Annotated in this window: 23 protein-coding genes; 11 read left to right on the forward strand and 12 right to left on the reverse strand. The window is 71.5% G+C overall.

Features of this window, described 5'->3' with window-relative positions; genetic code table 11:
• Positions 1–96: 96 nt before the first annotated feature.
• A complete protein-coding gene (locus tag AB0I18_RS20385) occupies positions 97–909 on the forward strand; it encodes an SAM-dependent methyltransferase (protein ID WP_363106929.1) in 813 nt (270 codons plus the stop codon).
• A gap of 91 nt (positions 910–1,000) precedes the next feature.
• A complete protein-coding gene (locus tag AB0I18_RS20390; RefSeq protein ID WP_363106930.1) occupies positions 1,001–1,996 on the forward strand; it encodes an NAD-dependent epimerase/dehydratase family protein in 996 nt (331 codons plus the stop codon).
• 30 nt (positions 1,997–2,026) lie between these two features.
• On the opposite strand, the gene AB0I18_RS20395 is transcribed toward AB0I18_RS20390, so the two are convergent.
• Both AB0I18_RS20395 and AB0I18_RS20400 read right to left on the reverse strand, forming a co-directional pair.
• On the reverse strand, positions 2,027–3,139 hold the full coding sequence (locus AB0I18_RS20395) for a HAMP domain-containing sensor histidine kinase (protein ID WP_363106931.1): 1,113 nt from the start codon (positions 3,137–3,139) through the stop codon (positions 2,027–2,029).
• Positions 3,140–3,142: 3 nt separating this feature from the next.
• Positions 3,143–3,925, reverse strand: a complete 783-nt coding sequence (locus AB0I18_RS20400; RefSeq protein WP_363106932.1) for a response regulator transcription factor — start codon at positions 3,923–3,925, stop codon at positions 3,143–3,145.
• A 104-nt stretch (positions 3,926–4,029) separates the two neighbouring features.
• Here AB0I18_RS20400 and AB0I18_RS20405 point away from each other — a divergent pair, with 104 nt between their 5' ends.
• Genes AB0I18_RS20405 through AB0I18_RS20415 form a run of 3 tightly spaced genes read left to right on the forward strand, consistent with a single transcriptional unit; the run spans position 4,030 to position 6,337 of the window.
• Complete coding sequence (locus AB0I18_RS20405) at positions 4,030–4,797, forward strand: glycosyltransferase family 2 protein (RefSeq protein ID WP_363106933.1); 768 nt, start codon at positions 4,030–4,032, stop codon at positions 4,795–4,797.
• Positions 4,794–5,411: a DUF2064 domain-containing protein gene (locus AB0I18_RS20410; RefSeq protein WP_363106934.1), complete on the forward strand. Its 618-nt coding sequence runs from the start codon at positions 4,794–4,796 to the stop codon at positions 5,409–5,411. Before AB0I18_RS20405 ends, AB0I18_RS20410 begins: the two co-directional genes overlap by 4 nt.
• On the forward strand, positions 5,408–6,337 hold the full coding sequence (locus AB0I18_RS20415) for a class I SAM-dependent methyltransferase (RefSeq protein ID WP_363106935.1): 930 nt from the start codon (positions 5,408–5,410) through the stop codon (positions 6,335–6,337). Before AB0I18_RS20410 ends, AB0I18_RS20415 begins: the two co-directional genes overlap by 4 nt.
• A 322-nt stretch (positions 6,338–6,659) precedes the next feature.
• On the opposite strand, the gene AB0I18_RS20420 is transcribed toward AB0I18_RS20415, so the two are convergent.
• A complete protein-coding gene (locus AB0I18_RS20420; RefSeq protein WP_363106936.1) occupies positions 6,660–7,919 on the reverse strand; it encodes a molybdopterin-dependent oxidoreductase in 1,260 nt (419 codons plus the stop codon).
• A gap of 113 nt (positions 7,920–8,032) precedes the next feature.
• Here AB0I18_RS20420 and AB0I18_RS20425 point away from each other — a divergent pair, with 113 nt between their 5' ends.
• On the forward strand, positions 8,033–9,376 hold the full coding sequence (locus AB0I18_RS20425) for a hypothetical protein (RefSeq protein ID WP_363106937.1): 1,344 nt from the start codon (positions 8,033–8,035) through the stop codon (positions 9,374–9,376).
• Between the two features lie 93 nt (positions 9,377–9,469).
• Here AB0I18_RS20425 and AB0I18_RS20430 read toward each other — a convergent pair whose 3' ends face one another.
• Complete coding sequence (locus tag AB0I18_RS20430) at positions 9,470–10,675, reverse strand: cytochrome P450 (RefSeq protein WP_363106938.1); 1,206 nt, start codon at positions 10,673–10,675, stop codon at positions 9,470–9,472.
• A gap of 231 nt (positions 10,676–10,906) precedes the next feature.
• On the opposite strand from AB0I18_RS20430, the gene AB0I18_RS20435 reads away from it, so the two are divergent.
• Positions 10,907–13,717 carry a SpoIIE family protein phosphatase gene (locus tag AB0I18_RS20435; protein WP_363106939.1) on the forward strand — a complete coding sequence of 937 codons (2,811 nt, stop codon included), beginning with the start codon at positions 10,907–10,909 and terminating at the stop codon, positions 13,715–13,717.
• 33 nt (positions 13,718–13,750) lie between these two features.
• Here the strand turns inward: AB0I18_RS20435 and AB0I18_RS20440 are convergent, their stop codons facing one another.
• The 3 genes from AB0I18_RS20440 to AB0I18_RS20450 form a co-directional block, all read right to left on the reverse strand.
• Positions 13,751–15,415 (reverse strand): MFS transporter, encoded by a 1,665-nt coding sequence (locus AB0I18_RS20440; RefSeq protein WP_363106940.1) that lies wholly within the window; start codon positions 15,413–15,415, stop codon positions 13,751–13,753.
• An 88-nt stretch (positions 15,416–15,503) separates the two neighbouring features.
• Positions 15,504–17,051: an FAD-dependent oxidoreductase gene (locus AB0I18_RS20445; protein ID WP_363106941.1), complete on the reverse strand. Its 1,548-nt coding sequence runs from the start codon at positions 17,049–17,051 to the stop codon at positions 15,504–15,506.
• A gap of 116 nt (positions 17,052–17,167) precedes the next feature.
• Positions 17,168–17,578, reverse strand: coding sequence for a helix-turn-helix domain-containing protein (locus tag AB0I18_RS20450; RefSeq protein WP_363106963.1), 411 nt, complete (start codon positions 17,576–17,578; stop codon positions 17,168–17,170).
• Positions 17,579–17,806: 228 nt separating this feature from the next.
• Here AB0I18_RS20450 and AB0I18_RS20455 point away from each other — a divergent pair, with 228 nt between their 5' ends.
• Together AB0I18_RS20455 and AB0I18_RS20460 are read left to right on the forward strand one after the other, a co-directional pair.
• Positions 17,807–18,547, forward strand: coding sequence for an anti-sigma factor antagonist (locus tag AB0I18_RS20455; RefSeq protein ID WP_363106942.1), 741 nt, complete (start codon positions 17,807–17,809; stop codon positions 18,545–18,547).
• A 105-nt stretch (positions 18,548–18,652) separates the two neighbouring features.
• Positions 18,653–19,792: an AraC family transcriptional regulator ligand-binding domain-containing protein gene (locus AB0I18_RS20460; RefSeq protein ID WP_363106964.1), complete on the forward strand. Its 1,140-nt coding sequence runs from the start codon at positions 18,653–18,655 to the stop codon at positions 19,790–19,792.
• Here the strand turns inward: AB0I18_RS20460 and AB0I18_RS20465 are convergent.
• The 4 genes from AB0I18_RS20465 to AB0I18_RS20480 form a co-directional block, all read right to left on the reverse strand.
• On the reverse strand, positions 19,733–20,500 hold the full coding sequence (locus AB0I18_RS20465; protein ID WP_363106943.1) for a sulfite exporter TauE/SafE family protein: 768 nt from the start codon (positions 20,498–20,500) through the stop codon (positions 19,733–19,735). The two genes, AB0I18_RS20460 and AB0I18_RS20465, sit on opposite strands and share 60 nt — an antisense overlap.
• A gap of 195 nt (positions 20,501–20,695) precedes the next feature.
• On the reverse strand, positions 20,696–22,117 hold the full coding sequence (locus AB0I18_RS20470; protein WP_363106944.1) for an aldehyde dehydrogenase family protein: 1,422 nt from the start codon (positions 22,115–22,117) through the stop codon (positions 20,696–20,698).
• Positions 22,114–22,992, reverse strand: coding sequence for an SDR family oxidoreductase (locus tag AB0I18_RS20475; protein WP_363106945.1), 879 nt, complete (start codon positions 22,990–22,992; stop codon positions 22,114–22,116). The genes AB0I18_RS20470 and AB0I18_RS20475 overlap by 4 nt, the downstream gene beginning before the upstream one ends.
• Positions 22,989–24,308 (reverse strand): NAD(P)-binding domain-containing protein, encoded by a 1,320-nt coding sequence (locus AB0I18_RS20480; RefSeq protein ID WP_363106965.1) that lies wholly within the window; start codon positions 24,306–24,308, stop codon positions 22,989–22,991. Before AB0I18_RS20480 ends, AB0I18_RS20475 begins: the two co-directional genes overlap by 4 nt.
• A 255-nt stretch (positions 24,309–24,563) precedes the next feature.
• Here AB0I18_RS20480 and AB0I18_RS20485 point away from each other — a divergent pair, with 255 nt between their 5' ends.
• Positions 24,564–25,058: a GNAT family N-acetyltransferase gene (locus AB0I18_RS20485; RefSeq protein ID WP_363106946.1), complete on the forward strand. Its 495-nt coding sequence runs from the start codon at positions 24,564–24,566 to the stop codon at positions 25,056–25,058.
• Between the two features lie 160 nt (positions 25,059–25,218).
• The gene (locus tag AB0I18_RS20490) at positions 25,219–25,428 is read left to right on the forward strand and encodes a cation transporter (protein WP_363106947.1); all 210 of its coding nucleotides are present in this window, start codon (positions 25,219–25,221) and stop codon (positions 25,426–25,428) included.
• Between the two features lie 91 nt (positions 25,429–25,519).
• On the opposite strand, the gene AB0I18_RS20495 is transcribed toward AB0I18_RS20490, so the two are convergent.
• Positions 25,520–26,380 (reverse strand): FCD domain-containing protein, encoded by an 861-nt coding sequence (locus AB0I18_RS20495; protein ID WP_363106948.1) that lies wholly within the window; start codon positions 26,378–26,380, stop codon positions 25,520–25,522.
• Between the last annotated feature and the right edge of the window lie 156 nt (positions 26,381–26,536).

Below are 26,536 nucleotides of genomic sequence, written 5' to 3' on the forward strand. Positions count from 1 at the left end.
TGATCCGCGGGCGGCACAATGGCGGCGACGGCCCGGTGCCGCGTCCGCGGCCACATACGCCCGGAACGCCGCGCGGGTGCGCAGGGAGGGAAAGACGTGAGAGAGAGCCAGGCCCCGTCGGGCGGGTCGGGGAGGCTGAACACCCGGGTGGCGAACAATGCCCGGGTCTGGAACTACTGGATCGGCGGACAGGACAACTACCAGGTGGACCAGGCGGTCGGTGACCGCGTCGCCGAGTTGTTCCCGGTGATCCGCGACGTGGCCCGCGCCGACCGGGAGTTCCTCGCCCGCGCGGTCGGCCACCTGGCCGCCGACTGCGGCCTACGGCAGTTCCTGGACATCGGCACCGGACTGCCGACCTCGGAGAACACCCACGAGATCGCCCAGCGGATCGCGCCCGAGTCGCAGGTCGTGTACGTCGACAACGACCCCATAGTGCTGGCCCACGCCCGCGCCCGGCTGACGAGCAGTCCCGAGAGCGCCACCGACTACGTCGACGCCGACGTCCACCAGCCGGACACGATCATCCAGCGCGCGGGGGCGTCCCTCGACCTCACCCGACCGGTCGCGGTCATGATGCTCGGTGTCCTCAACTTCGTCCTCGACACCGGTCAGGCGCGGGACATCGTGCGCCGGCTCATGGCGGCGGTCCCCTCCGGCAGCCATCTGGTCCTGACCCACCCGACCACCGACGCCGGGCTTGGCGGCGAGGGCAACTTCGCGGCCATGAAGTTCTGGAACGAGAACGCCGTCCCGCCGATCACCGCCCGCAGCCGGGCGGAGATCACCTCCTTCTTCGACGACCTGGACCTCCTCGCCCCGGGCCTGGTCTCGTGCGGGCAGTGGCGCGCCGAACCCGACCGCTCGTCCCCGGTCCCGCAGTACGGCGCGGTGGCGAGGAAGGCCTGACGGGCCTGCCGCGCCTGACAGTCTTACGGACCCGTGACGTGACGGGCGCGGTGCTGCTGCGCGATGCCTTCGCGGTCCTAGCCTTCGGCGTATGCGAGTACTGGTCACCGGCGGAGCCGGGTTCATCGGATCCCATGTTGTCGAGGCGTTGGTCGCACACGGCCACGAGACGGTCGTGTTCGACCTGCGGGACGGTCTGGACGTGCGGGACGCCGAGGCGGTCGCGTCCGCTCTGCCCGGCGTGGACGCCGTGTGCCATCAGGCGGCGATGGTGGGACTCGGCAAGGGTTTCACCGATGCCGTCGAGTACGTCTCGTGCAACGACCTCGGTACGGCGGTGCTGCTCGGCGCGATGGCCGAGGCGGGGGTGCGTCGGCTCGTCCTCGCCGGATCGATGGTGGTCTACGGCGAGGGCTCGTACGCGTGCGAGTGGCACGGTGTGGTGCGGCCGCTCCCCCGGTCCGTCGCCGATCTGGACGCGGCCCGCTTCGAGCCCGCGTGCCCCGTGTGCGGCGAGGAGCTGACCCCGGGGCTGGTCGGCGAGGACGCCCCGGTCGACCCCCGGAACGTGTACGCGACGACCAAGCTGGCCCAGGAGCACCTGTCGGCGGCCTGGGCGCGGTCGACGGGCGGTTCGGCGGTGTCGCTGCGCTACCACAACGTGTACGGCCCCGGCATGCCGCGCGACACCCCCTACGCGGGCGTCGCCTCCTTCTTCCGGTCCGCGCTCGCCCGGGGCGAGGCCCCGCGCGTCTACGAGGACGGCGGACAACGACGGGACTTCGTGCACGTACGGGATGTGGCGGCGGCCAACGTGGCGGCGCTGGAGGCCGGTTCGCCCGACGGTCTGCTCACCGCCTACAACACCGGCAGCGGCGAGCCGCACACGGTCGGCGAGATGGCGCGGGCCCTGGCTGCCGCGTACGGCGGGCCCGCGCCCGTCGTGACCGGGGAGTACCGCCTCGGCGACGTACGCCACATCACGGCCGACTCGTCGCGGCTGCGGGCCGAGTTGGGGTGGAAGGCCGAGGTCGGCTTCGAGAAGGGCATGCGGGAGTTCGCGGCGGCGAGGCTGCGCGGGCAATAGCGTGCCCGCGCCTCATGCCTGCGCCATGCCTCATGCCTGAGCCATGGGGAGCGTCACCTCGAAGCGGCAGCCGCCGGGGACGTTGTGCACGACGGCCTGTCCCTGGTGGGCCTCCACGATGCCGCGCACGATGGCCAGGCCGAGGCCGGCGCCGGCGGGTGGCGTACGGGCGTGCGTGCCGCGCCACCCGGTGTCGAAGACGCGCGGGAGGTCCTCCTCCGGGATGCCGCCGCAGCCGTCGGTGACGGACAGGACGACACCGGCCGGGGAGCGCTCGGCGGCGATCGCGACCGTGCCGTCGGAAGGCGTCCGCCGGATGGCGTTGACGAGCAGGTTGCCCAGCACGCGGCTCATCTCCTTGCCGTCCACCTCGACCGGCAGGGGCTCGATACGGCCGCCGACGAGCCGTACGCCCAGTTCGCGGGCGAGCGGGTCCGCTCCCGCGAGAGCGTCGCCGACGAGGTCGTACAGGGAGATGCGGGACGGCGAGAGGGCGAGCGCGCCGGCGTGGATGCGGGAGAGTTCGAAGAGGTCGCCGACCATGTCGTTGAGCCGCTCGACCTCGGTGCGGATCTGGCGCAGGTAGCGGTTCGGGTCGGCGGCGACCCCGTCCTCCAGTGCCTCGGACATCGCGCGCAGCCCGGCGAGCGGGGTGCGCAGGTCGTGCGAGATCCATGCGACGAGTTCGCGCCGGGAGGTCTCCAGGGCGCGTTCACGGTCGCGGGACTCGGCCAGTTTCGCGCTGGTGATCGCCAACTCGCGCCCGAGCGCGGAGAGTTCGGCGGTGGCGGGGCCGGCGGGCGCCGCGAAGTCGCCGCCGTCGCCGAAGGAGCGGGCGGCGAGCTTGAGGGCCTCGCTGCGGGCGACGACCCAGCGGCCCAGCAGCAGCGCGGTGGCCAGGGACACGACGGCCGCCATCGCGACGACCATGGTGACGACCTGCAGGTCGTGCGAGTTCAGGAACATCGCCCACGCCACGGCCAGTGTTCCCGCGAGCATCGCGGTCACGGCGGTGGCGGCGACCACGGCGAAGGACGCGGTCAGCGACCGCTGCCGGATCAGCCGCAGCACACCCGCGCCGAGCAGTCCGGCCGCGGCGGCGCCGAGGAAGGCGAAGAGGGCGATGAGCAGCATGTCGCGCATGGTCTACCGCCCCTCGGTGGAGGTGTCGGTGGAGGTGTCGGCGTCGGTCTCGGCGGCCGCCGCCTCGAAGCGGTAGCCCACCCCCCAGACCGTCTGGATCAGGCGAGGGCTGGCCGGGTCGTCCTCGACCTTGCCCCGCAGACGGCGTACGTGGACCGTGACCGTCGACAGGTCGCCGAAGTCCCAGCCCCACACCTCGCGCATCAGCTCCTCGCGGCTGTACGCGTGGCCGGGGTTGCGGAGGAAGAACGCCAGGAGGTCGAACTCCCGGATGGTGAGGGCGAGTTCGGTGCCGTTCTTGGTGGCGCGGCGGGCGGCCGGGTCGACCGTGAGGCCTGCCGTATGCACGACGCGAGCCGCGATCGCGGGCCGGGTGCGACGCAGGACCGACTCCACTCGCAGGACCAGCTCCCGGGGGCTGAAGGGCTTGGTGACGTAGTCGTCGGCGCCCACTTCCAAGCCGAGGATCCGGTCGTCCTCGTCACCGCGTGCGGTGAGCATGATGACCGGCACGGGCCCATGACCGCGCATCCGCCGGCACACCTCCAGGCCGTCCATGCCGGGCAACATCAGGTCGAGCACCACCAGGTCGGGCCAGTGCGCGGCGGCCCGCGCGAGCGCGGACGGCCCGTCCCCGGCCCGGTCCACGTCGTAGCCGGCGCGGTCGAGGTAGCCGGAGACGACCTCGGCGACGGTGGGGTCGTCGTCCACGACGAGGACGCGGGTCGTGCCCGCGGACCCGCGCTGAGCGGGCCCGGCACCTGGGGATTCGTACGGCTGCTGCATGACGCCAGCTTCCCACCGAGGCCCGCCGCCCCGGCAGCCACGCGTCCCGACGTCCGTGTTTCGTAAGGACCTGAAGTCCGTTTTGTACGTTTCGTGCTCGTAGGGTGATTGACGTGACGACCTCTCCCAGCACGGAACCGGCACGGCACGCGGGGCCCGTGGACGTGATCCTGCCCTGTCTCGACGAGGCCGAGGCCCTCCCGTGGGTGCTCGCCCGCATTCCGCACGGCTGGCGCGCGCTCGTCGTGGACAACGGCTCCACCGACGGCTCCGCGGACATCGCCCGCTCACTCGGCGCGACCATCGTGACCGAGACCCGCCGCGGTTTCGGCGCCGCCTGCCACGCCGGGCTGACCGCCGCCACCGCGGACATCGTGTGTTTCTGCGACTGTGACGCCTCGCTCGACCCGTCCCTGCTCGTCCCCTTCGTGCGCCGGGTGCGTGCCGGTGAGGCCGATCTCGTGCTCGGCCGGCGCCGCCCGCGGGGCCGGGGGGCCTGGCCGGCGCACGCCCGGGCGGGCAACCTCGCGCTCGCCCGGATGCTGCGGCGCCGCACCGGGCTGCGTCTCCACGACCTCGGCCCCCTGCGGGCCGCCCGCCGCGAGCCCCTCCTGGCCCTGGGGCTCACGGACCGGCGCAGCGGCTATCCGCTGCAGATGGTCGTCCGCGCGGCGGACGCCGGCTGGCGTGTCGCCGAGTACGACGTGCCCTACCTCCCGCGCAGCGGCGCCTCGAAGGTGACGGGGACCTGGCGCGGCACATGGCAGGCGGTACGGGACATGAGCCGCGTCCTCGCGGAACCACCGGCCCATCAGGACGAGCCGGACACCGGCTCCAGCTTCTCCGCATCCCAAGGAGGCACCACCCAGTGACCACTCTCCTGGTCATCGCCAAGGAACCGCGACCGGGACGGGTGAAGACCCGGCTCACACCGCCGTTCACGCCCGCCGAAGCGGCGATGCTCGCCGAGGCGGCCCTCGTGGACACGCTGCGGACCGTGGCGGCGACACCCGCGAGGCGCCGCGTGCTGGTGCTCGACGGCACGCCCGGCCCGTGGCTGCCGCCCGGCTTCGACGTCGTCCCGCAGCCGGGAGGCGGTCTGGACGAGCGGCTGGCCGCCGCCTTCGCCGGCTGCACCGGCCCCGCCCTGCTCATCGGCATGGACACACCTCAGGTGACGCCCGGACTCCTCACCGTGGACTTCGCCGGCTGCGACGCGTACTTCGGCCCGGCGCTGGACGGCGGCTTCTGGGCCCTGGGCCTTGCGCGTCCCGAGCCCGGACTTCTGCAGGGCGTACCGATGTCGACGCCCACGACGGGTGCCGTGCAGCGCGAGCGGCTCGTCGCCGCGGGCCTGCGCGTGCGCGATCTGCCCCGCCTCCGGGACGTCGACACGGCCCGCGACGCGGAGACGGTGGCCGCGTCGGCGCCCGGCAGCCGCTTCGCCGCCGAGCTGGGGCGCCTCACGGCGGTCACCCCTCGATGAGCACCGCGCGCGAGATGGCTCCACCGCTCGGCGCGGAGCCGTCCACACCGACCATCGGGCACGAGCCCGCGCCGGGCGGCACACAGCGGCCGGGCGACGACTTCGCCCAGCCGGGGATCGCCGACTCCGGTCACTCCGTGCCCCTGCCCCTTCCCGTGTCCGTATCCGTATCCGTCTCGGCCGAAGGCACCCCGCGCCCCTGGGCGGCCGATCCCTACTCCGACGCCCTGCTCACCGGCCGCGGCCCGCTCTTCCTCCGCAGGACCGACGGCTGGCTGCTGCCCTTGGAGGTGGAACGGTGGTGCGCGCGAGCCGACGAGGTGGACCTGCGGGTGCTGAAGCGCTGCGAGGGTGCCGTACTCGATGTGGGATGCGGACCGGGGCGGCTCGTCGCCGAGCTCGCGGCCCGGGGCCGGCCGGCGCTCGGCATCGACGTCAGCGAGGCCGCCGTCGCCCGCACCGTGCGGCTCGGCGGACAGGCCCTGCGACGCTCCGTCTTCGAAACGCTCCCCGGTGAGGGCCGCTGGGACACCGCCCTCCTCATCGACGGCAACGTCGGAATCGGCGGCGATCCCGCCGCACTGCTGCGACGGATATCCCAACTCCTCACCTCCGACGGCCTGTTGATCGTGGAGACCGTTCCGGAGGTGGACGTCGACGAACGCGTCCGGGTCCGGGTCACCGACGCCCGCGGCACCGCGGGCCCGGCCTTCCTCTGGGCCCGCCTCGGCACCCCGGCACTCCGCCGGCTCGCGGCGCGCGCCGGCTGGCGCCCGGACGGTCAGTGGGCGACCGGCGGCCGCTCCTTCATCGCCCTGCGCAACCGCAGGACGAACAGCAGCGCCGAGCCGCCGAAGAGCACCGCCGTCACCAGCAGCCAGCGGGCCAGGAACACATCGCCCGGCAGGCCGGTCGCGGACTCGTAAGGCCTCGCCACCCGACCGCTGATCAGCGGGAACCACACCAGCAGGAGCAGCCCGGAGAGGGCCGCCGGAACGCGGACGTACATCGTCCACGCCCGGCGGCCGCCGGCCCCGAGCATGCGTACTACGGCCCGGTCCGCGGCGGCGTACACCGGAAGCAGCACCAGATCGTGCAGCACCGCGGCGCCCACGAACCACAGCGCGACGCCGAACCAGTCGTCCGCGAGCAGTCGCACTCCCGCGTATCCGGCGAGCGCGAACGAGCAGCCGAGCAGCAGGAGTTGCAGCGGGCTGCCCAGGACCATCTTCTGCCAGGGTCGTCGCATCACAGGTCTCCGAACGTCATCCGGGCCACCCATTTGGTGTTCAGCACGCCCGGCGCCGCCGGGACGATGACACGCGCCGGGTAGCCGTGGTCGGGGGTCAGCGGCTCGCCGTTGACGAACAGGGCGAGCAGGGAGCGCGGGTCGGCCACCTGGTTGGCGCGCAGGGCCGCCCGGCGGAACGCCCCGCGCCGCTGAAGGGACTCCACCAGGACGTCGGGCGGCTGCTCCTGGCCGACGAGCCGCGCCAGATCCCCCAGCCGTACGCCCCTCCACCACTGGTCGGACGTCGACCAGCCCTCCACGCACGCGATGGGCAACGCGGCGCTGTACAACGGGAGTTGCAGCAGGTCCTCCCGGCTCAACCGGACCGTGTCCGTGGGTCCCTCGACGACCAGCCGCCATGCCTCGTCGCTCGTCTCCTTCGGGCTGATCCCGCGCGACGCGGCCGTCTTGTTGATCTGGAACCCGGCCGGTCCGCCGCCGGGCTCGGGGCCACCGTGCGGCGCGAGCACGGCGGTGGCCCGGAGCGGACCGTCGAAGTTGCGCCCCACCGTCGTGCCGAACAGAAGCAGCGAACCGCCGCCGACCAGCCAGAGCGCCCCGCGCCGCGAGACGGTCGGCTCCGCCGGATCGGGTGAGACCAACTCCCCCTTCTCCTCTTGGAGTTCTCCCCCGCTCTCCGCTTCGAGTTCTCCTTCTCGGAGGCGACGCAGATTGCGTAGGGCCGCCGGTACCCGCAGTACCGCGTGCGTCACGAACGCGGCGAAGAACACCCACGCGCCGTAGAAGTGCAGCGGGTAGAAGGAGCCGGGGAAGAGGTAGTCGAGCTGGACGTTGAGCACGCCCGTCGTGAACTCGAACAGCGCGCCGCCGACCAGCAGGAGCAACGAGATCCGCTCCAGCGCGTGCGCGAGCGACCGCGCGGGCGGCAGTGCGAACAGTTTCGGCACCACGGACCACAGCTTCGCCAGGAGGACCGGGATCAGCGTGATGCCGAGCGTGACGTGGACGCCCTGGGTGAGCCGGTAGAGCCAGGGCGGGTCGGTCGGCCAGGAGAAGAGATAGAAGCCGAGGAGGCCCTTGTCCGGGGTCTTGTCGTTCACCGGCGACAGGCCCGGGTTGTACGCGGCGTACGAGAGCAGGCCCGTCACGAACAGCACGGTGATGCCGACGAGGAGCACCACGCCGAGCACCGAGGTGAACCAGGGACCGCGCACGGGACTGCGCCAGAAGGCGGGAGAGGAAGGAGAGCGTGCCATGTGCTGACCGTAGGCAGGGAACACCCCGCGAACGGGGACTCGAACCATGACGAAACGCTGACGTCGGCGCCCGGCGGAGCCCCGGGGCGCCCATCCCGCTCTAGCGTTCCCGTGTGAACCGCGATCTTCTGCGTGACCTGTCGGCGGCCCTGGCCGCGGCACTGCTCGTGGTGGCCGCCGCCCTGGTCGGCGCCGCCATCAAGCGGGAAAAGGACACCCTCCATGTCGGCCTGCCTCCCCTGTACGCCAACTGGGGGCCCCATGTCGGGCCCGGCACCCCCGCCGCACTCGCGGTCGCGGTCGCCGTCGTGGCGTACGGCCCGGTGCTCGCCGCCCGGCTGCCCTGGCGCGGGCTGCTGTACGCCGTCTGGGGCACGGGCACGGCGTGGACGTTCTCACTCGCCCTCGTCGACGGCTGGCACCGCGGGATCGCCCGGCGGCTGACGACCAGCTACGAGTACCTCCAGGTCATCGACCGCTTCGACGACATCCCCGGCACCCTGCGGGACTTCACGAACCACATCCTGATCGACTCGCCCGACCACTGGCCCGCGCACATCGCCGGGCACCCGCCGGGCGCCACCCTCACCTTCGTCCTGCTCGACCGGATCGGCCTCGGCGGCGGTGCGTGGGCGGGCGTCTTCGTCATCACCGTCGGCGCGACGGCGGGGGCCGCGATCCTCGTCACCGTACGGGCGCTGGCCGGGGAGGCCCTCGCCCGACGTGCCGCGCCCTTCCTCGTCCTGGCCCCGGCCGCCGTGTGGGCGGGCACCTCCGCGGACGGCTACTTCGCGGCGGTCGCGGCCTGGGCCGTCGCCTTCCTCGCCCTCGCGGTGACAGGCCACCGACCCCGGCTGACGGGCCTGGCCTCCGGCCTCCTCTTCGGCCTCACCCTCTACCTCTCCTACGGACTCACCCTCTTCGCGGTGATCGCCTGCGCCGTCCTGCTGCTCGGCTCCCGAAGAGTGCGGCCCCTCCCCTACGTTCTCCTCGGCCTGGCCGTCGTCCCGGCCGCCTTCACCCTGGCCGGCTTCAACTGGTGGGAGGCGTACCACCTGCTGGTAGAGCGCTACTACCAAGGGGCCGGCGGCTTCCGCCCGTACGGCTACTGGGTGTGGGCGAACCTCGCGTGCACGGTGCTGGTGGTGGGCCCGGCGACGGTGGCGGGCCTGCGGCGGGCCGGCGCGGCTCCCGTCCGCGCGCGTGTCCGCACCTGCCTGCGCACACCCGGCGCCGCCGCCGAAACCCGCCTGGCGCTGCTCGTGCTCGGCGCGCTGCTCGCGCTCCTGGTCGCCGACCTCTCCGGGATGAGCAAGGCGGAGACGGAACGCATCTGGCTGCCGTTCGCGATGTGGCTGCTCGCTGCGGGCGCGTTCGTCACCCGGCCCCGGGCCTGGCTCGCCGCGCAGGCGGTCCTCGCCCTGCTCCTCAACCACCTGCTGCTGACCGGCTGGTGAGGCGGCCCCGGATGCGGGCCATGCCGATCAGCATGGCCCGCGGCACGGTCCTGGCTGTCCGAGGCGCCGCCACGGCCCGGCCGGCCGCGGGGATCACCAGCGCACCGGGAGCTTCCGTACACCTCTGATCAGCAGCCCCGCCACCCACGACAGCTCGGCCTCGTCCGCGTCCGGCGCCAGGCTCGGACAGCGTTCCAGCAGGGTGCGGATCGCGATCCGGCCCTCCAGCCGCGCCAGCGGGGCGCCCAGGCAGTGGTGCAGGCCGTGACCGAACGCCATATGGCCGCGGGCGTCCCGGCGGATGTCGAACCGGTCCGGCTCCCCGAAGCGCTCGGGATCACGGTCTGCGTCCGCCATGACGATCAGGACGGTGGAGCCCGCGGGTATGGTCACCCCGCCCATCTCCACGTCCGCCAGGGCGAGGCGGTCCGTGCAGGCCTCCACCGGGCCGTCGTAGCGGAGCATCTCCTCGATCGCCCCGTCGAGCAGGCCGAAGTCGGCGCGCAGGTCAGCCAGTTGGCTCGGATGCGCGAACAGCGCCCGCATGCCGTTGCCGATCAGGTTGAGAGTGGTCTCGTGACCGGCGATGAGCAACAGGACGGACATGCCGATGAGTTCGTCCGGCGCGAGGCGGTCACCACCCTCGTCGGCCGTGTGGATGAGGGCACTCAGAAGATCCTCACCCGGATGTGCCCGCTTGTCCGCGACCAGCTCGGCGAGATACGCCGGCATCTCCTGGTAGGCGCGTGCCTCGGCCTCCGGACTGGTGCGGGCGACCATCTCGTTGGACCAGCCGCGGAAGGCGTCCCGGTCCAGCTCGGGAACGCCGAGCAGTTCACAGATGACGGTCATGGGCAGCGGGAAGGCGAAGGAGGCGATCAGATCGGCCCGCCGCTCGTCCCGGGCCAGCATCGCGTCGAGCAGCTCGTCGGTGACCTGCTGGATGCGAGGGGCCAGGGCGTCGATGCGGCGCGGGGTGAACTCCCGGGCGACCAGCCGTCGCAGCCGGGTGTGGTCCGGCGGGTCCGACATCAGCATGTGGGCCAGGGCGGGCTGGTCCTGCTCGGTGTTGACGATCTGGCTCATGTTCCCGGACCTCCGCCAGTCCCGGCTGAGTCGCGGATCGGTGAAGGCGGCCCGGCACGCGTCGTAACCGACGACGAGCCACACCTCCTCGCCGTCGAGGTCACGCACCCGGTGAACGGGCCCGGCCGCACGGAGCTCGGCGTAGACGGGATAGGGATCACGGGTGAAGTCCCCGCCGAGCCCCTGCAGATCAACGATGGATCCGGCTGCCATGCTGTTCCCCCTGTTTCCCCCAGTGACTGGTCGCACAGCACGCTAACCGCGCCTCTCCCACTGGCCAACCTTCATTTCGGACAGGGCTTTCCGGCTCCGCGACGCGCAGTCCCGGAACGCGGCGGCCGGGCGATCTCCGCCACTGGTCTGGACCACCTTGGCCCGCATCGCCACCAGTCACAGCACAGGGTGCCTCTCGCCTCTTGGCGCCGAGCAGTGTAGACATGGCACATGGTCCGACTATTGGGTCGATCATGGGCTCAGTCGACCCGCCGCCTCAACGGTCTGCGCGCCCGGCGCAGGCGTGATCGCGCTCCCCGGGCGCACGAACAGCACGTGCGGCAGACACCGCACAGACCGCTCGGTCGGCGAGGGCCGCACGAGAGCGGGCCCGAGCAGGGGCCGTCCCCCCGGCTGCGGTCGGCCCTGAGCGGGCGCAGCGTCGCCGGTCAGGTGTTCGTGCTGCAAGTGGTGATCGTGCTGCTGCTGGTCGTCTCCGCGGCGGTGGCGCTGGTGCTGCAGGTAAAACACGACAGCACGGAGGAGGCCCGGAACCGTTCGCTCGCGGTCGCCGAGACGTTCGCCAACGCGCCGGGCACCCGTGAGGCGCTGCGTGCCTCCGATCCCACCGCGGTGCTCCAGCCGCGGGCCGAAGCCGCCCGCCGGCTGTCCGAGGTGGACTTCCTCGTCGTGATGAACACCGACGGGATCCGCTACACCCACCCCAAGCCGGACCGGATCGGAAAGAAGTTCGTCGGGAACCTCGGACCCGCGCTGGCCGGCCGCCCCCTCACCGAGGAGATCACCGGAACCATCGGACCGCTGGTGCAGGCGGTGGTGCCCATCAAGGCACCCGACGGCTCCGTCGTGGGGCTGGTGTCGGCCGGTATCACGACCGCGAACGTGGGGGGTCTCGCGGACCGGCAGCTCCCGATCCTGCTGACCGCGGCGGCCGCCGCGCTCGCCCTGGCCACGGCGGGCACGGCGCTGGTGAGCAGGCGGCTGCTGCGCCAGACGCGCGGCCTGGGCCCGTACGAGATGACCCGGATGTACGAGCACCACGACGCGGTGCTGCACGCCGTCCGGGAGGGCGTGATCATCATCAGCGGCGAGGGACGGTTGCTGCTCGCCAACGACGAGGCGCACCGACTGCTCGATCTGCCCGTCGACTCCGAGGGGCGCCCGGTCCTGGAACTGGGCCTCGACCCGGACACCGCCGCCCTGCTGTCCTCGGCACGCGTCGCCACCGACGAGGTGCGCCTGGTCGGGGACCGGCTGCTGGCGATCAACCAGCGGCCCACGGACCTCCAGGGCGGCCCGCCCGGCAGCGTCGCGACGCTCCGCGACTCGACCGAGCTGCGCGCGCTGTCCGGCCGGGCCGAGGTGGCCCGCGAGCACCTCAAACTGCTGTACGACGCCGGGGTGGGCATCGGCACCAGCCTGGACGTGACCCGTACCGCCGAGGAACTGGCGGAGGTGGCCGTCCCGCGGTTCGCGGACTTCGTCACCGTGGATCTGGCCGACGCCGTGCTGAGCGGCGAGGAACCGGAGGCGGTCACCGAGCTCCAGCTGCGCCGCACGGCGTTCGGCGGAATCCGCAAGGACTCCCCCCTGTACCCGGTGGGCGAGCGGATCGGATTCGTCGCCTCCTCACCACAGGCCCGCAGCCTCAGAACCGGCCGGGCGCTGGTCGAGCCCGACCTCGGAGAAGCCCCCGGGTGGCTCGCACAGGACCTCGAGCGCACCGCGCAGGTCGTGGAGTACGGCATCCACTCACTGATCACCGTTCCGCTGCGGGTGGGACACCTGGTGCTCGGCGTGGTCAACTTCTGGCGCTCCGAGAAGCCCGAGCCCTTCGACGAGGAGGAGCTGGCGCTCGCCGAGGAACTGGTCGCCCGTGCCGCGGTCTCCATCGACAACGCGCGCCGCTACACACGCGAGCACACCATGGCCGTGACGCTGCAGCGGAGCCTGCTGCCGCGCAACCTGCCCGAGCAGAGCGCCCTGGACATCGCCTACCGCTACCTGCCCGCGCAGGCGGGGGTGGGCGGCGACTGGTTCGACGTCCTGCCGCTGTCCGGTGCCCGGGTCGCGCTCGTCGTGGGCGACGTCGTCGGCCACGGGCTGCACGCCGCGGCCACGATGGGACGACTGCGTACCGCGGTCCACAACTTCTCCGCGCTGGACCTGCCGCCCGACGAACTCCTCGGGCTCCTCGACGAGTTGGTCGGCCGCATCGACCAGGACGAGGCGGCGGACGACAGCAGCGCCGCGATCACCGGCGCCACCTGCCTGTACGCCATCTACGACCCGACCTCCCGGCAGTGCACCGTCGCCCGTGCCGGGCACCCACCACCGGCCCTGGTCCGTCCTGACGGCAGTGTCGAGTTCCCCGACGTGCCGGCCGGTCCGCCGCTCGGCCTGGGGGGACTCCCCTTCGAGACGGCCGAACTCAAACTGGAGGAGGACAGCCGTCTTGTGCTGTACACGGACGGGCTCGTCGAGGACCGGGAACGGGACATCGACGTCGGACTCGACATGCTGCGCACCGCCCTGACCGGGGCCGGCCGGTCGCCGGAGGACACCTGCCAGGCCGTGCTCAACGCGCTGCTCCCGGCCCGGCCGAGCGACGACATCGCCCTGATCGTCGCCGGCACCCGTGCACTCGACGCCGACCGCATCGCCCACTGGCAGGTACCGTCCGAACCGGCGGCCGTCGGTGAGGTGCGCGCCTCGGTCACCCGGCAACTGGCGGAGTGGGGGCTGGGCGACATGGCGTTCGCCACCGAGCTGATACTCAGCGAGCTGGTCACCAACGCGATCCGTTACGGCAGTGGCCCCATAGAGGTCCGCGTGCTGCGCGACCGCAGTCTGATCTGCGAGGTCTCCGACAGCAGCAGCACCTCACCCCATCTGCGCTACGCGGCCACCACCGACGAGGGCGGACGCGGCCTGTTCCTCGTCGCGCAGATCGCCGAACGGTGGGGCACCCGCTACACCCCGGCCGGCAAGATCATCTGGGCCGAACAGCCGCTGCCCTGAGCCGACTTCGGCACCCGAGCCGGTCGTCGGCGGTCAACCGTGGGGAGGCTCCTTACGCGGGTCCGGCTCCTGCTCCGGCGGGTCGGACGGCGGCTCCGTCACGTCCACCCCCGTCCTGTCGGCGCGATGCTCCGGGGCGTCGTCCCCGGCCGGTACGAGTGGCAGGGCCCCGCCGCCCTGCAGGCGTTCCAGGTCGGCGGGGCGCACCTGGATGACGAGCAGGGCGATCAGCGCGGCCAGGATGGCGATGAGGGCAGCGACGATGAAAGCCACCGAGATGCCCGATGCCAGCACCTGGTCGCTCCAGGGCGCCGGGAGTTGGTCGGTCCTGCGGAACTCCGCCTGCTGGACCGGGGTCGCCTCCGCCAGGAAGCGGGGCACCTGATCGGTGGCCTCGTTGCGGCTGGCCGTACCGAAGACGGTGACCAGCACGGACAGGCCGAGCGAACCGCCCACCTGCTGGGTGGCGTTGAGGACCCCGGAGGCCGCTCCGGCATCCTGCGGCGCCACACCGGACACCGCCATCAGCGTCAGCGACACGAAGTTCAGACCCATGCCGAAGCCGAAGACCAGCATGGGGCCGAGAATGCTGCCGGGATACGTACTGTCGACATCGGTGAGGGTCAGCCAGCCCAGTCCCGCGGCGGCCAGGATCGAGCCCGCCGCCATGAAGGGCTTGGGCCCCCATCTGGGCAGCAGTTGGGAAGCGAATCCCGCGCCCAGCGCGATGATCCCGCTCACCGGCAGGAAGGCGAGACCGGCCCGCAGCGGGCTGAAGTCCAGGATGTTCTGCACGAACAGGGTCAGGAAGAAGAACATCCCGAACATCGCCGCGGCCAGGCTCAGCATGACCGCGTAGACGCCGGCGCGATTACGGTCGCGGAACATCCAGAGCGGCGTGATGGGCTGCCGCGACCGGCGCTCGACGGTGATGAACGCGGCGAGCAGCACGACAGCGGCCGCGAAGGCCCCGAGGGTCATGCCGTCGCTCCAGCCCTCCTCCGAGGCTCGGATGAATCCGTAGACGAGCAACACCATGCCCACCGTGGACGTGAGTGCGCCGAGGACGTCGAAATTGCCCGGTCGGCGCTCGGACTCCCGGATGTAGCGAGGCGTCGCCAGCACGATCAGCAGACCGATGGGCACGTTGACGTAGAGGACCCAGCGCCAGTCGAGCCACTCCACGAGCAGCCCGCCCGCGAGCAGCCCGATCGCGCCGCCGCCGGCCGAGACCGCGGCGAACACTCCGAACGCCCTGTTCCGTTCCGGCCCTTCGCGAAACGTCGTGGTGATCAGCGAGAGAGCGGTCGGGGAGGCGATGGCGCCGCCGACGCCCTGCAGCGAACGCGCCGCGAGCAACTGCCAGGACTCCTGCGAGAGTCCGCCGAGCAGCGAGGCCAGCACGAAGAGCAGGACACCGAACATGAAGACCCTGCGGCGGCCGAGGATGTCGCCCAGGCGTCCGCCGAGCAGGAGCAGACCACCGAAGGTCAGCGTGTAGGCGTTGATCACCCAGGACAGGTTCTCGGTCGAGAAGCCGAGCGAGGTCTGGATGTGCGGAAGGGCGATGTTCACGATGGTGATGTCGAGGACCACCATCAGCTGGCACGAGGCGATGACGAGAAGTGCGATACCGCTGCCTCGGCCCCGCTCCGGGGATTCGGCAGGCGGCGGAGGTGTCGCGTGAGCGCCTGTCATGGGATGTGCACCCGTGTGTCAGGTCGGAAGTGAACGTGGAAGTTCACTCCATCGACGTTAGTCCTGCGCGCCCGGCCCCACCAATCGATCACCGGGTCCGGGCCTGGCCGGCCGGGTGACGCTGTTCGAGCGGTCGGGTCGCGGGGCCCTGGACGATCTTCCCGTCGGGGTCGAAGCGAGAGCCGTGGCAGGGGCACTCCCAGGCTCGTTCCGCCCGGTTGAAGGCGACCAGACAGCCCAGGTGCGTGCAGCGGGCGGAGACTGCGTGGACCTCCCCGTCCTCGTCGCGGTAGACGGCGCAACGGTGTCCGCCGACGCGGACCACCGCACCGTCCCCCGGGGCGATGTCGTCCACCGAGCCCCCCGTCGACGCCGAAAGCCGGTCCCCGACGAAGTGCCGGGCGACCTGAGCCTGATGTTTGAGGAAGGCCGGCGCCTCACGCACGGCCGTGCGCACCCGTCGGGGGTCGTACAACTCGCTCCACGGCGGTTTCTGACCGGTGATCAGATCCGAGAGAAGGCGGCCCGCCATGATGCCTCCGCTCAGCCCCCAGCCGCCGAAGCCGGTCGCGACGTAGGTGTGCCGGCTCCCCGCGTGGAGCGGGCCCACCAGCGGTACGGAGTCGGTGGAGTCGTTGTCCTGCGTGGCCCAGCGATGGGTGACGGTGAGCTCCCCGAAGTGCTCGCCGGCCCAGCCGGCGAGCCGCCCGAACCGCTCCTCCACGTCGCTCGTGCCCGGGGTGAAGTGCTCGCCGGTGACGATCAGCAGCCGCTTTCCGTCCTCGTACGGGGCGGTGCGCAGCGACCGGGTGCCCTGCTCGGGCGTGATGAACATGCCGGACGGAGCGAGGCCGGCCTCGACGGGCGCGGTCAGGACGAGTTCGCGGCGCGGGGAGAGCCTGGTGAAGAGGAGGGCACGGTCGAAAACCGGATAGTGCGTGGCGACCACGACGTCCGTGGCGGTCACCGTCGCCCCCGCACCGGTGGTGAGACGGCAGGGCTCGCCCTCCCTGAGCCCGACGACCCGGGTGTGCTCGTAGATCCGTGCGCCCCTGCGGAGCAGGTCGTCGGCGAGGGCCAGCAGGTACTTCCGCGGATGGAACTGGGCCTGCTCCGTCACCCGGACCGCGCCCGCGACAGGGAACGGCAGACCCGTCTCGGTCACGTACTCCGCGGACAGACCGGCTTCGCGGGCGGCGTCCGCCTCGGCCATCAGTTCGCCGATGCGCCCGGGGTCCTGCGCGTAGGTGAAGGCCTCCGTCTCCTCCCAGTCGCAGTCCACGCCCAGTTCGTCCGCGATCGCGGCGGCGTGCCGGATCGCTTCGGTCTGGGAACGCCCGTACAGCTTCGCGGCCTCGGTCCCCCGGGTGCGCCGCAGCCGTTCGTAGATGAGGGTGTGCAGGGCACTCAGTTTGGCGGTGGTGTGCCCGGTGACCCCCGTGGCGATCCGGTCGGCTTCCAGTACGGCCACGCTGCGGCCGCCGCGGACCAGCTCCCAGGCGGTACTGAGCCCCGCGATTCCCGCGCCGACCACGGCGACGTCCACCGTGAGCGTGGCGGCCAGGGGCGGATGCAGGTTCCCCGGTGGCGCCGTCTCGATCCAGTACGAGTTCCGCTCGCCCGCATGCTTGTCCATGGGCGCCGGGTTCCCCGAAGCCGTACGACGAAGCGTCACGGTCGCGGGCCGGCCCGTGCGGCGATTCCCGGCCTCGCCCGGGGTCCGCGCACCGGCCGGCGGATCCGCTGCCGGGGTCACTGGTCGACGGTGCGCCCTCGATCGTAGGCGGATGCCGCTTCCCGCAGCCGCTGCGGTCTGTTGTCCCGCCGGCCATCACGCTGGGTATCACGTTGGACATCACGTTCGGCGTCGTGCTGGGCCAGCACGCCGAGCAGGTCCGCCACGGTCAACCCGGCGTCGGCCGGATGCCGCAGGATGGTCCCCGACTCGATGCGGTACTCGTTCGAGCGCCCCTGCCGGGTGTGAGTGAGATAGCCCTGCTGCTCCAGATCAGAAATGATCTTCTGAACAGCGCGCTCGGTGAGCCGGCAGCGCGCGGCGATGTCCCGGATGCGGGTGTTCTGGTTTTCGGCGATCGCCGCCAGCACGCGGGCGTGGTTGGTCAGGAACGTCCAGCCGGAATGTGTCTCAGGTACTCCACCCATGCGCCCCAGCATATGACTTACCATTCACGCATACAAAAGGGTGAAACAAATTTCATGTATCCCTTGACGTGTGAAGGCCGAGAGCTGAGCCTGGAGGAGGTAGGGACGGTGGATGCCTCGGGAGCGACTGCCATGCCAGAACCTGCATCAACCGCGCAGCTCGAGAGCGGGTACGGAACCGTCTGCGCAACGTCGGTCGACTCGGCGCGGGGTCACCCGCCGACGTTCTTGAAGATCGAGACGCACGCTTTCGGTGAGCGGACGGCCGTAGTGATCACCGGTGAAATCGACATCGACACCGACCAGGCACTGCAGCACGCCTTGCGCAAGGCCGTCGCCCAGTCCGTCAGCGGCGTGGATCTCGATCTGAGCGGAGTCGACTTCTTCGACTGTTCCGGGCTCAACGTGCTGCTGCACATCCGCCGGCGCGCCCTGGAGAGTGGCAAGACGGTCGCCATCCGGGCTGCCGGTCCCCCGGTCGAGAGGGTCCTCGGCCTCACCGACACGTCCTCGCTGTTCACGCTCACAGGGAATGCCGCCATGGACATGACCCCTATGTGCCAGGACACGCGTCCCCGTGCGACGCACAACCCCACGGAGGAGGACGCGTTGCCCGAGAATGCCGAGCAGGACCTGCGCATCGAAGTCGTCCAGCTCAAGCGTGCCATGCAGACCCGGCCGGTCATCGACCTGGCCCGCGGGGTCCTGATGGCCTCCTTCGCGCTGAGCCCGGAGGACGCGTGGAGCGTTCTGGTCGCCGTCTCCCAGAACACCAACACCAAGCTGCACCACCTGGCCCAGGACCTGGTGGGTGCCGTCCAGGGAGAGGCGCTGCCCGAGCAGCTCCAGCAGCAGCTGGCCGCCGCGGTCACCGATGTCGTCACACCCCCGCCGGCATCCACCGGCCCGGCCGACGACCCGGGTGATGAACCGCCCCAGGAGGAAACGGCCCAGGAAGCCGAGCCGTGAACCGAAGGCGCGCCAAGGGCCGGATCGGGGGCTTCAGGGGCCAAACGCGGTTGCCGGTGAGGCCCGGTTGCTTACAGTGGTGCGCTCAGGAAGAAGGTGAGCGCGATGTTCGTCGCCGACGGTCCGGCGAGTGTTCCGGGAACCAGCCGCAGCACCTCGGCCACCATCCAGCCGAACATCCTGCGCTACCTCGCCTCGGTCGCCGACGAGAGCGGCGTGGACCTGCGGCCGCTGCTGAAGCAGGTGGGGCTGGACGAGACCCTCATGCGATCGGCGGCGCTGCGTGTCTCGTACCGCCAGGGCAGCGCGGTGATCCGCCGCGCGTTGGAGCTCACCGGTGACGAGCACCTGGGGATGAAGGTGGGGGCGGCCCAGCACCTGACGGCCTGGGGGCTGCTCGGCTTCGCCCTGATGGCCGACGACACCCTGCGGCACGCCATCGAGACCGGAGTGCGGTACCAGAACCTGTCCGGGGCGATGATGGTGTGGTCGGCCGGCGAGGAGGACGACGGTTTCGTGCTGCGGGCCGCGCTCCCCGACCCCGCCATGGACCCGGCCGTCGCCGTCTTCCTGATCGAGGAGGCGCTGACCTCCGTGATCACTCTGGCCCGCTTCGCCACCGGCCCGGCCTTCACTCCGCGTGGCGTGGAGTTCGTCTTCCCCGCGCCGCGCCGGAGCGACCTGTACGCGGATCTCTTCAACTGTCCGGTCCGCTTCAACGCGCCGGTCAGCCGCCTGGTCATCGACCCCGTCCGGGCCCGGGCGCCGATGCCGGGCCGGGATCCGGTGACGTACGCCTCGGCGCTGGAGACGCTCGACGCTCAGCTGGCCTCCCGCCGCCATCAGCAGGAACTGCTGGAGGTCATGGAGGTCTCCATCGCGCAGAGCCTCCCGGTGGTTCCCTCGTTCGCCGAGCAGGCACGTCGGCACGCGACCAGTGAGCGGACGCTCCGGCGGCGCCTGGCCGACTGCGGCACCACGTACGAGGCGGTCGTCGACGGGGTACGCCGGGAACGCGTCGAACTGCTGCTGCGCCGCCCCGAACCGACCTTGCGTGACATCGCCCATCAGGCGGGGTTCTCCGACGCGCGGACCCTGCGCCGAGCCGTACGCCGCTGGCACGGCACGTCTCCCCAGCGGCTGCGGGAGGAGATGGAGCTGGGCGAACCTGGCGAATGGCAGAGCTCAGTCGCGGAGCAGCTGGACGAGGGCGACGGCGCCGATCGTCACGATGAGGGTCCGTAGGACCGCGGGGCTGAAGCGGCGGCCCACGGTGGCTCCGAAGTGGCCGCCGAGCGCGGAACCGGACGCGATCAGTGCGACGGCGGTCCAGTCGAAGTCCGCGACGAAGAGGAAGAAGACCGCCGCCACCCCGTTGACGACGGCTACAAGGACGTTCTTGACGGCGGTGAGGCGTTGCAGCGACTCGTCCAGGAGCATGCCCATCAGGGACACGTAGACGATTCCCTGCGCGGCGGCGAAGTAGCCGCCGTAGACGCTGGCGAGCGTCAGGCCGGTGTACAGCAGCGGGCCACCGTCGCGGCGGGCGGAGTCAGGGGTTCGCGCGCGGCGCCGGTGCAGGACCTTGCCGATCAAGGGCTGGACGGCGACCAGGACGAGGGCGAGACCCACCACGGCCGGCACGATCTTCTCGAACGCCGCCGCGGGCAGGGCCAGCAGGAGCATGGCGCCGGTGAGGCCGCCCAGCAGGGCGCCGACGCTCAGTTTCAGGATGCGCCGGCCCTGTCCGGCGAGTTCCTTCCGGTAGCCGAACGCTCCGCTGACCGAGCCGGGGATCATGCCCAGGGCGTTGGAGACCGTGGCCGTGACGGGCGACAGGCCGGTGGCCAGCAGTACGGGAAAGGTGATCAGCGTCCCGGAGCCGACGACGGAATTGACGCCGCCGGCGGCCACGCCCGCGGCGAAAACGGCGAGCGCCTCCCCCGGTGTCACCGAGCGCCTCCCCGCGCGCCATCGTTGCCCGCGGGTACAGGCCATGCCGTCTGGCACCCGGTGTCCGACGAGGTGTTCATGGAGCCGACGCTAGACGGCGAACGCTTCGGCACGCACCGAAGCATCCCGGCACGTCCACCACCGCCACCGCCACCGCCACGGCACCGGCACCGGCACCGGGTCAGCGGCTACGGGTCAGCGGCTACGGATCCAGATGGTCTTCTCCCTGGTCCACTGCTCGAAGGCGTTCGTGGATTTCTCCGTACCGCCGAATCCGGACTCCTTCCAGCCGCCGAAGGGGGCCGTGATGTCGCCTTCGCTGTAGGAGTTGACCGAGACGACCCCGGCTTCGATGCCGCGTGCCAGGCGGAGGGCCGCATCGAGGTCCCTGGTCCACACGGAGGCGGCCAGCCCGTACGCGGTGGCGTTGGCCAGGCGTATCGCCTCCGTCTCCGAGGCGAAGGTCTGGAGAGTCACCACGGGCCCGAACAGCTCCTTGGTGAGCACGTCACTGCCCTCGGGCGCGCGGGTGATCACGGTGGGCGGGTAGTAGGCACCGCGCGGCGGCAGCCCGTCGGGCAGGCCCACGGTGTGGACGCGGGCCCCGGCGGCCCGGGCGGCCGCCACGGCTTCCGCGACCCGGTCGAAGGCGGCCTGGTTGATGAGCGGCCCGATGTGTGTCCGGGGGTCGGCCGGGTCGCCGATGACCAGTTCCCTCGCGGCGGCCGTGAACCGGACCAGGACCTCGTCCGCGATGCTGTGGTGGACCAGGATGCGGGAGCCCGCCGTGCAGTTCTGGCCCATCGTCAGGAACGCGGCCTCGATCATGCCGTCGATGAGGTCCTGCCCGTAGGTGAGGGCGTCGGCCATCAGCACCTGCGGGCTCTTGCCGCCCATCTCCAGCGAGACCCGCTTGAAGTTGCTCTCGGCCGCGTCCTTGAGGATGCGCCGCCCGGTCCCGGTCGAGCCGGTGAACGACAGCGCTCCTACGACAGGACTGCGGGCCAGTGCGGTCCCGGCCACCGGGCCGTGGCCGGGCAGCACCGTGAGGACCCCGTCCGGGAGGCCGGCCTCGGCGGCGAGCGCGGCCAGCCGAAGCACCGAACGCGGGGTCGCCTCGGCGGGCTTGACCAGCAGGCAGTTTCCCGCGGCCAGCGCGGGTCCGACCTTCCACGCGGCCATGGCCAGCGGGTAGTTCCACGGCAGGATCGCCGCCACCACGCCGATGGGCTCCCGGCTCATCAGGCCCAGACAGTCCGCCCCGGTGGGGGAGACACGGCCGAAGACCTTGTCGGCCGCCTCGGCGAACCAGCGGATCGACTCGATCGCGCCGGGTACGTCACCCTCCCGGCACTCGGAGATCGGTTTGCCCGCGTCCTCGCTGTCCAGCCGGGCCAGGAGTTCGGCGTCGCGTTCCATCAGACCGGCAAGGCGCAGCAGCACCGCGCTCCGCTCACGGACCGGCAGCCGGGACCACACCCCGGAATGGAACACCTGCCGGGCCTGCTCGGCGGCCTTGGCGACGTCCTCGGCCGTCGCGGCGGGCAGGGTGGTGTTCAGCTCCCCCGTCGTGGGATTGACGACACGCAGCACGGGCGGGCTCTCCACTGTGGTCATGCTTCCTCCACCAGTTCCCATCGGTCATCGGTCCTGCGCACCAGTCCCCTGCGGCGCAGGTCCTCCAGATAGCGGGCCACTCCGCGATCGCCCCGCTTGCGAAAGAGCGGGAAGACCTTGGGCAGCAGGTTGGGCGCGAGCATCGCGAACCGCACCAGCCGGGACTCGCCCGGCCGGGCGTACGCCTCAAGGCGGGGCCTGTCCAGCAGACTCACCACCGCCGCCACCACGTCGGCCGGCTGTTGCGGCGGGTCCTGGAACTGCATCGAGTTTCCGCCGTCCACGGCCTCCTGGCGCAGCATCCGGGTGTCGGTCGCGGACGGCAGCACCGATCCGGCGAGGATGCCCTTGTCCTTCAGGTCGAGCCCGATCGAGAGCATCGCGCCGCGCAACCCGAACTTCGAGGCCGTGTAGATCGGTGTCTCACCCAGCGGGAAGATCCCGCCGAGGGACACGGTGGTGACCACCCGGGCGTCGCCGGAGGCCCGCAGCAGCGGGATCGCGAGCCTGGTCGCGACCAGCGGGGAGAGCAGGTTGAGGTTGAGCTCCCGCTCGATGCTCTCGATGCTGCGCACGTCGAAGCGTTCGGCGCTGGTCATACCGACGTTGTTGACCAGCACGTCCAGCCGGCCGTGGTCGGCTGTGACCTGGTCGAAGAGATCCTGCACCTGCGCGCGGTCCAGCAGATCGCAGCCGATACCCGCGTGTCCGGCACCGGGAAGGTCGTCGGCGACCTTCCTGGCACGCGCCGCGTCGATGTCGACGACGAGGCAGCGGGCGCCCCCGGCGGCGAAGCGGCGGCACATCGCGCTGCCGATCCCGCCGGCGCCACCGGTCACCAGCATGACCTTGTCGGTGAAGTCGAAGCCGCTCATGACACCGGCTCCGCACGCCGTGCGGAAGTCGCGGCCGGCGGACGCCCCTCGGTACGCCAGCTCATCGCCGCCGCGACCTTGGCCAGGTACTTCACCAGCGCACTGCTGTCGACGTAGCCGGTGTGGCGGGGCGAGGCGACGAACTTCAGACCGCCGGACAGGTCCGGACGGTCGCTGCGGACCATGCGGGCGAACCGTTCGACGTTCGGCAGCCCGTTCCGCGTGTCGTGGATGTACCCGGCGATCAACTGCGCCTGTGTGTCGAAGAGTTTGTACGCGCCGGAGTTCGTCTCGACGAAGCCGACGCCGAACAGTCCCTCGTGCTCACGGGAGAACGCCGACAGGTACAGGTCGGGGTGCTGTTCGTCGCCGAAGTACTTCTGCGCGGCGGGCACCTTGTGGACATAGCCGGTCGCCAGCAGGATCAGGTCGAAGTCGTCGCGGGTGCCGTCCGTGAAGTGCACCGTCGTGCCCTCGGTACGGGCGATCCCCGGCTTGGCCGTGATGTCGCCGTGCTGAAGGTGGTGGAGCAGCATCGAGTTCAGCGCGGGGTGGGTCTCGAACAGCTTGTGGTCGGGCTTCTGCAGGCCCAGCCGGGTGGGGTCGCCGTTGATGACCCTCAGGAGTGCGCCGAAGACCTTCTGCTCCAGCCACATCGGCATCTTCGGTCCACCGGCGGCGATGGTGTCCACCGGCCGGCCGAAGAGGTGCTTGGGGATGAACCAGTAGCCACGGCGCATGCTGATCACCGCGTGGTCGGCGGAGCGGGCCGCGTCACAGGCGATGTCGCAGCCGGAGTTCCCGGCACCCACCACCAGCACCCGCTTGCCGCGCAGTTCGTCACTGCTGCGGTAGCCGACCGTGTGACGGACCTCCCCGGTGAAGTCGCCCGGCAGGTCGGGGATGTTGGGATGCCACTGCGAGCCCGTACACACCACGACCTGACCATGGACGCTCTCCCGCCCGTCGGCCCGGGTCACCGTCCACGTGCCGTCCGAGTTCTTCTCGACGCCGCTGACCTCGACACCGAACTCGATCCGGTCCGTCAGGCCGTACGCCTCGGCGAACGACGTCAGGTAGGCCAGGATGTGCCGGTGCGACGGGTAGTCCGCGAAGTGGTCCGGCATCGGCCAGCCGCCGAAGGCCGAAAGGGTCCTGCTGGAGATGAAGTGGGCCGACTCGTACATCGGACTACCGGGGTTGTCGATGTCCCACAGGCCCCCGGGCCCCTCGTGCCGCTCGATGTGCGTATAGGGCAGACCCCGCTCCGTCAGCGCCCTCGCGACCGCCAGCCCGGCAGGTCCCGCTCCGATCACGCATGTGTCGTACTGGCCTGTGTTCGCTGTCTTCACGATCCCGCCTCCCTTCTCATCACGCTTCACCGGTGTTGACGGGGAACCTATGCACCGGGCGCCCGGCGAGAACTGGCCCGCGCGGCCAGGGAGAGGACCTCAGCGGCCACGTGGCTGACTTCCCCGGACCTCCCCCGGGGCCGTGCCTGCTCACAGCACGCCGACTGAGATGATCCAGCCGTGGAGGGCGGATCGGCGGGGCTCGGGGAGATGTCGGACATGGTGGTGCCCATACGGTTCGGGTCGGCACACGGCTCGTCATGGGCGCTGCGTTCCGCACGGACCGCGGACGTCGAGGTGATCGCGGAGCTGCGGGCCACGGTCATGCGTACGGATCTGGAACGGCTCGGCCGCTACGACGAGCACCGGGTACGGCAGCGGCTGCGGGATTCCTTCTCCGCCCGGCACACGTCCGTCATCATGGTCGACGGCGAACTCGCGGGCTGTGTCACGCTCCGGCCCGCCGACGGCGGACAGCTGCTGGAGCACTTCTACCTCGCCCCGCACCATCAGGGCCGCGGGCTCGGATCAGCCGTCCTGCGCACACTTCTGGAGAGCGCCGACGCCCACGGCACGACCATCCGCCTGAACGTCCTGCAGGGCAGCGCCGCCCGTCGGCTCTACGAGCGGCACGGGTTCGTCGTGGAACTCCAGGACCCCATCGACGTTTTCATGGTGCGCCCGGCGAACACGGGCGCCACCCCGAACGCCTGACCGGCGGCAACAGCACAACGAGCAACGGCGACGCGGGTGGCAGCCCGCAGAAGGCTCCGCCGGCGGACCGCGCCCTGAACACCCCCGTCGGTGAACGCGTATGAGATCCCGGAGCCGCTCCAACGGCGCGTGCACGCACGCCGGCAAGAGACGAGGGATCATGACTGAACAGCGCTATCACGTCATCGGCATGACCTGCGGCCGCTGTGCCGACGCTCTTGAAGTCAAGGTCGGCGAAGTCCTGGGCGTGGACCGGGTGGGCATCGACCTCGACATCGGAGCGGTGACCGTGGCGGGTGAGGCGCTCGACGGCTCGAAGGTCTGCGCGGCCATCACCGACGCCGGTTTCGAGGTCGCCGCCGTCCTCTGACAGCCGCAGCCGCCCCGCAGGCAGCCTTCGATGACAACAGCTGTGCCCGGCGACTCAAGTCCGTTGCCGGGCACGGCTGTTGTGAAGGCCGTCAGGACGGTTCCGCGGCGCGCACCCGGGCCAGTACGTCGCGGATCATGTCGGCGCTGATCGTGAAGTGGTCCCGGGCGATCTCCTCCGCCTGCTCGGGCTCGCCCGCCGCGATGGCCTCGTACAGGGCCTTGTGGCCGCCGCCGGCCCGGTGGAAGTGGGACCGCTCGCCCTTGCCCCACGGTTCGACCGGGAAGCCGAGGCTGATGCGGGTCAGCAGGTCGCGGCTGAGCATGGTGATCTGCGGGTTGTGGGTGGCCTCGCAGATGCTGCGGTGGAACGCGCCGTCGGCGGCCTGTTCCTCGCGGGGTGTCCGTGCGGACAAGTGAGCTGCCAGGGCCTCGCGCATCGGGTCGAGGTCCTCGGACCGTCGGCGGCGGGCGGCCGTGGCGGCCACCATGCCCTCCACCAGCCCCCGCAGGTCGAAGAGTTGCTCCAGCTCCTCCCAACGGGGCAGCAGCGTGCGGCGGACCGCGGCCGCCGAGGACTCGCTCCAGCTGTCGCGTACGAAGGCGCCTCCGTTGCGGCCGCGGCGGATCTCGATGACACCGACGGCCAGCAGACGTCCGATGGCCTCGCGCACGGTGGGGCGGCTCACCCCCAGCAGCCGGGTGAGTTCGCGTTCGACCGGCAGCCGCTCCCCCGGCAGGAAGTCCCCGACGGCGATCGCGGTGAGCAGCCGGTCGGAGACCTCGTCGACCGCCGAGGCGACGCGTACCGGACCCAGCTCCGAGGAGGGAGCGCCACCGAGGAGGACACGGTCGAGCACCCGGGAGAACTCGTCCGTCGGGCCGATCGCCGGTGCCGCGCCCTCCTCCGGGCGGTCGGGACGCCCGGACGGCTCGGCGGGCTCAGCGGACACGGTGGACTCCGGCAGCTTCAACGGCTGTCGCGGCTCGCGCGCCTGTGGTGCGGATGTCAGTTGTCCTCCTCCAGCCGGCCGGTCACGGATGCCGGACACGTAAACACGCAGTTACTTCTGCCTCGCCACCGATAAAAGGTCTTGTGCACTGACCTT

It is taken from the genome of Streptomyces sp. NPDC050704 (genome assembly GCF_040654355.1).
Taxonomy (GTDB): domain Bacteria; phylum Actinomycetota; class Actinomycetes; order Streptomycetales; family Streptomycetaceae; genus Streptomyces.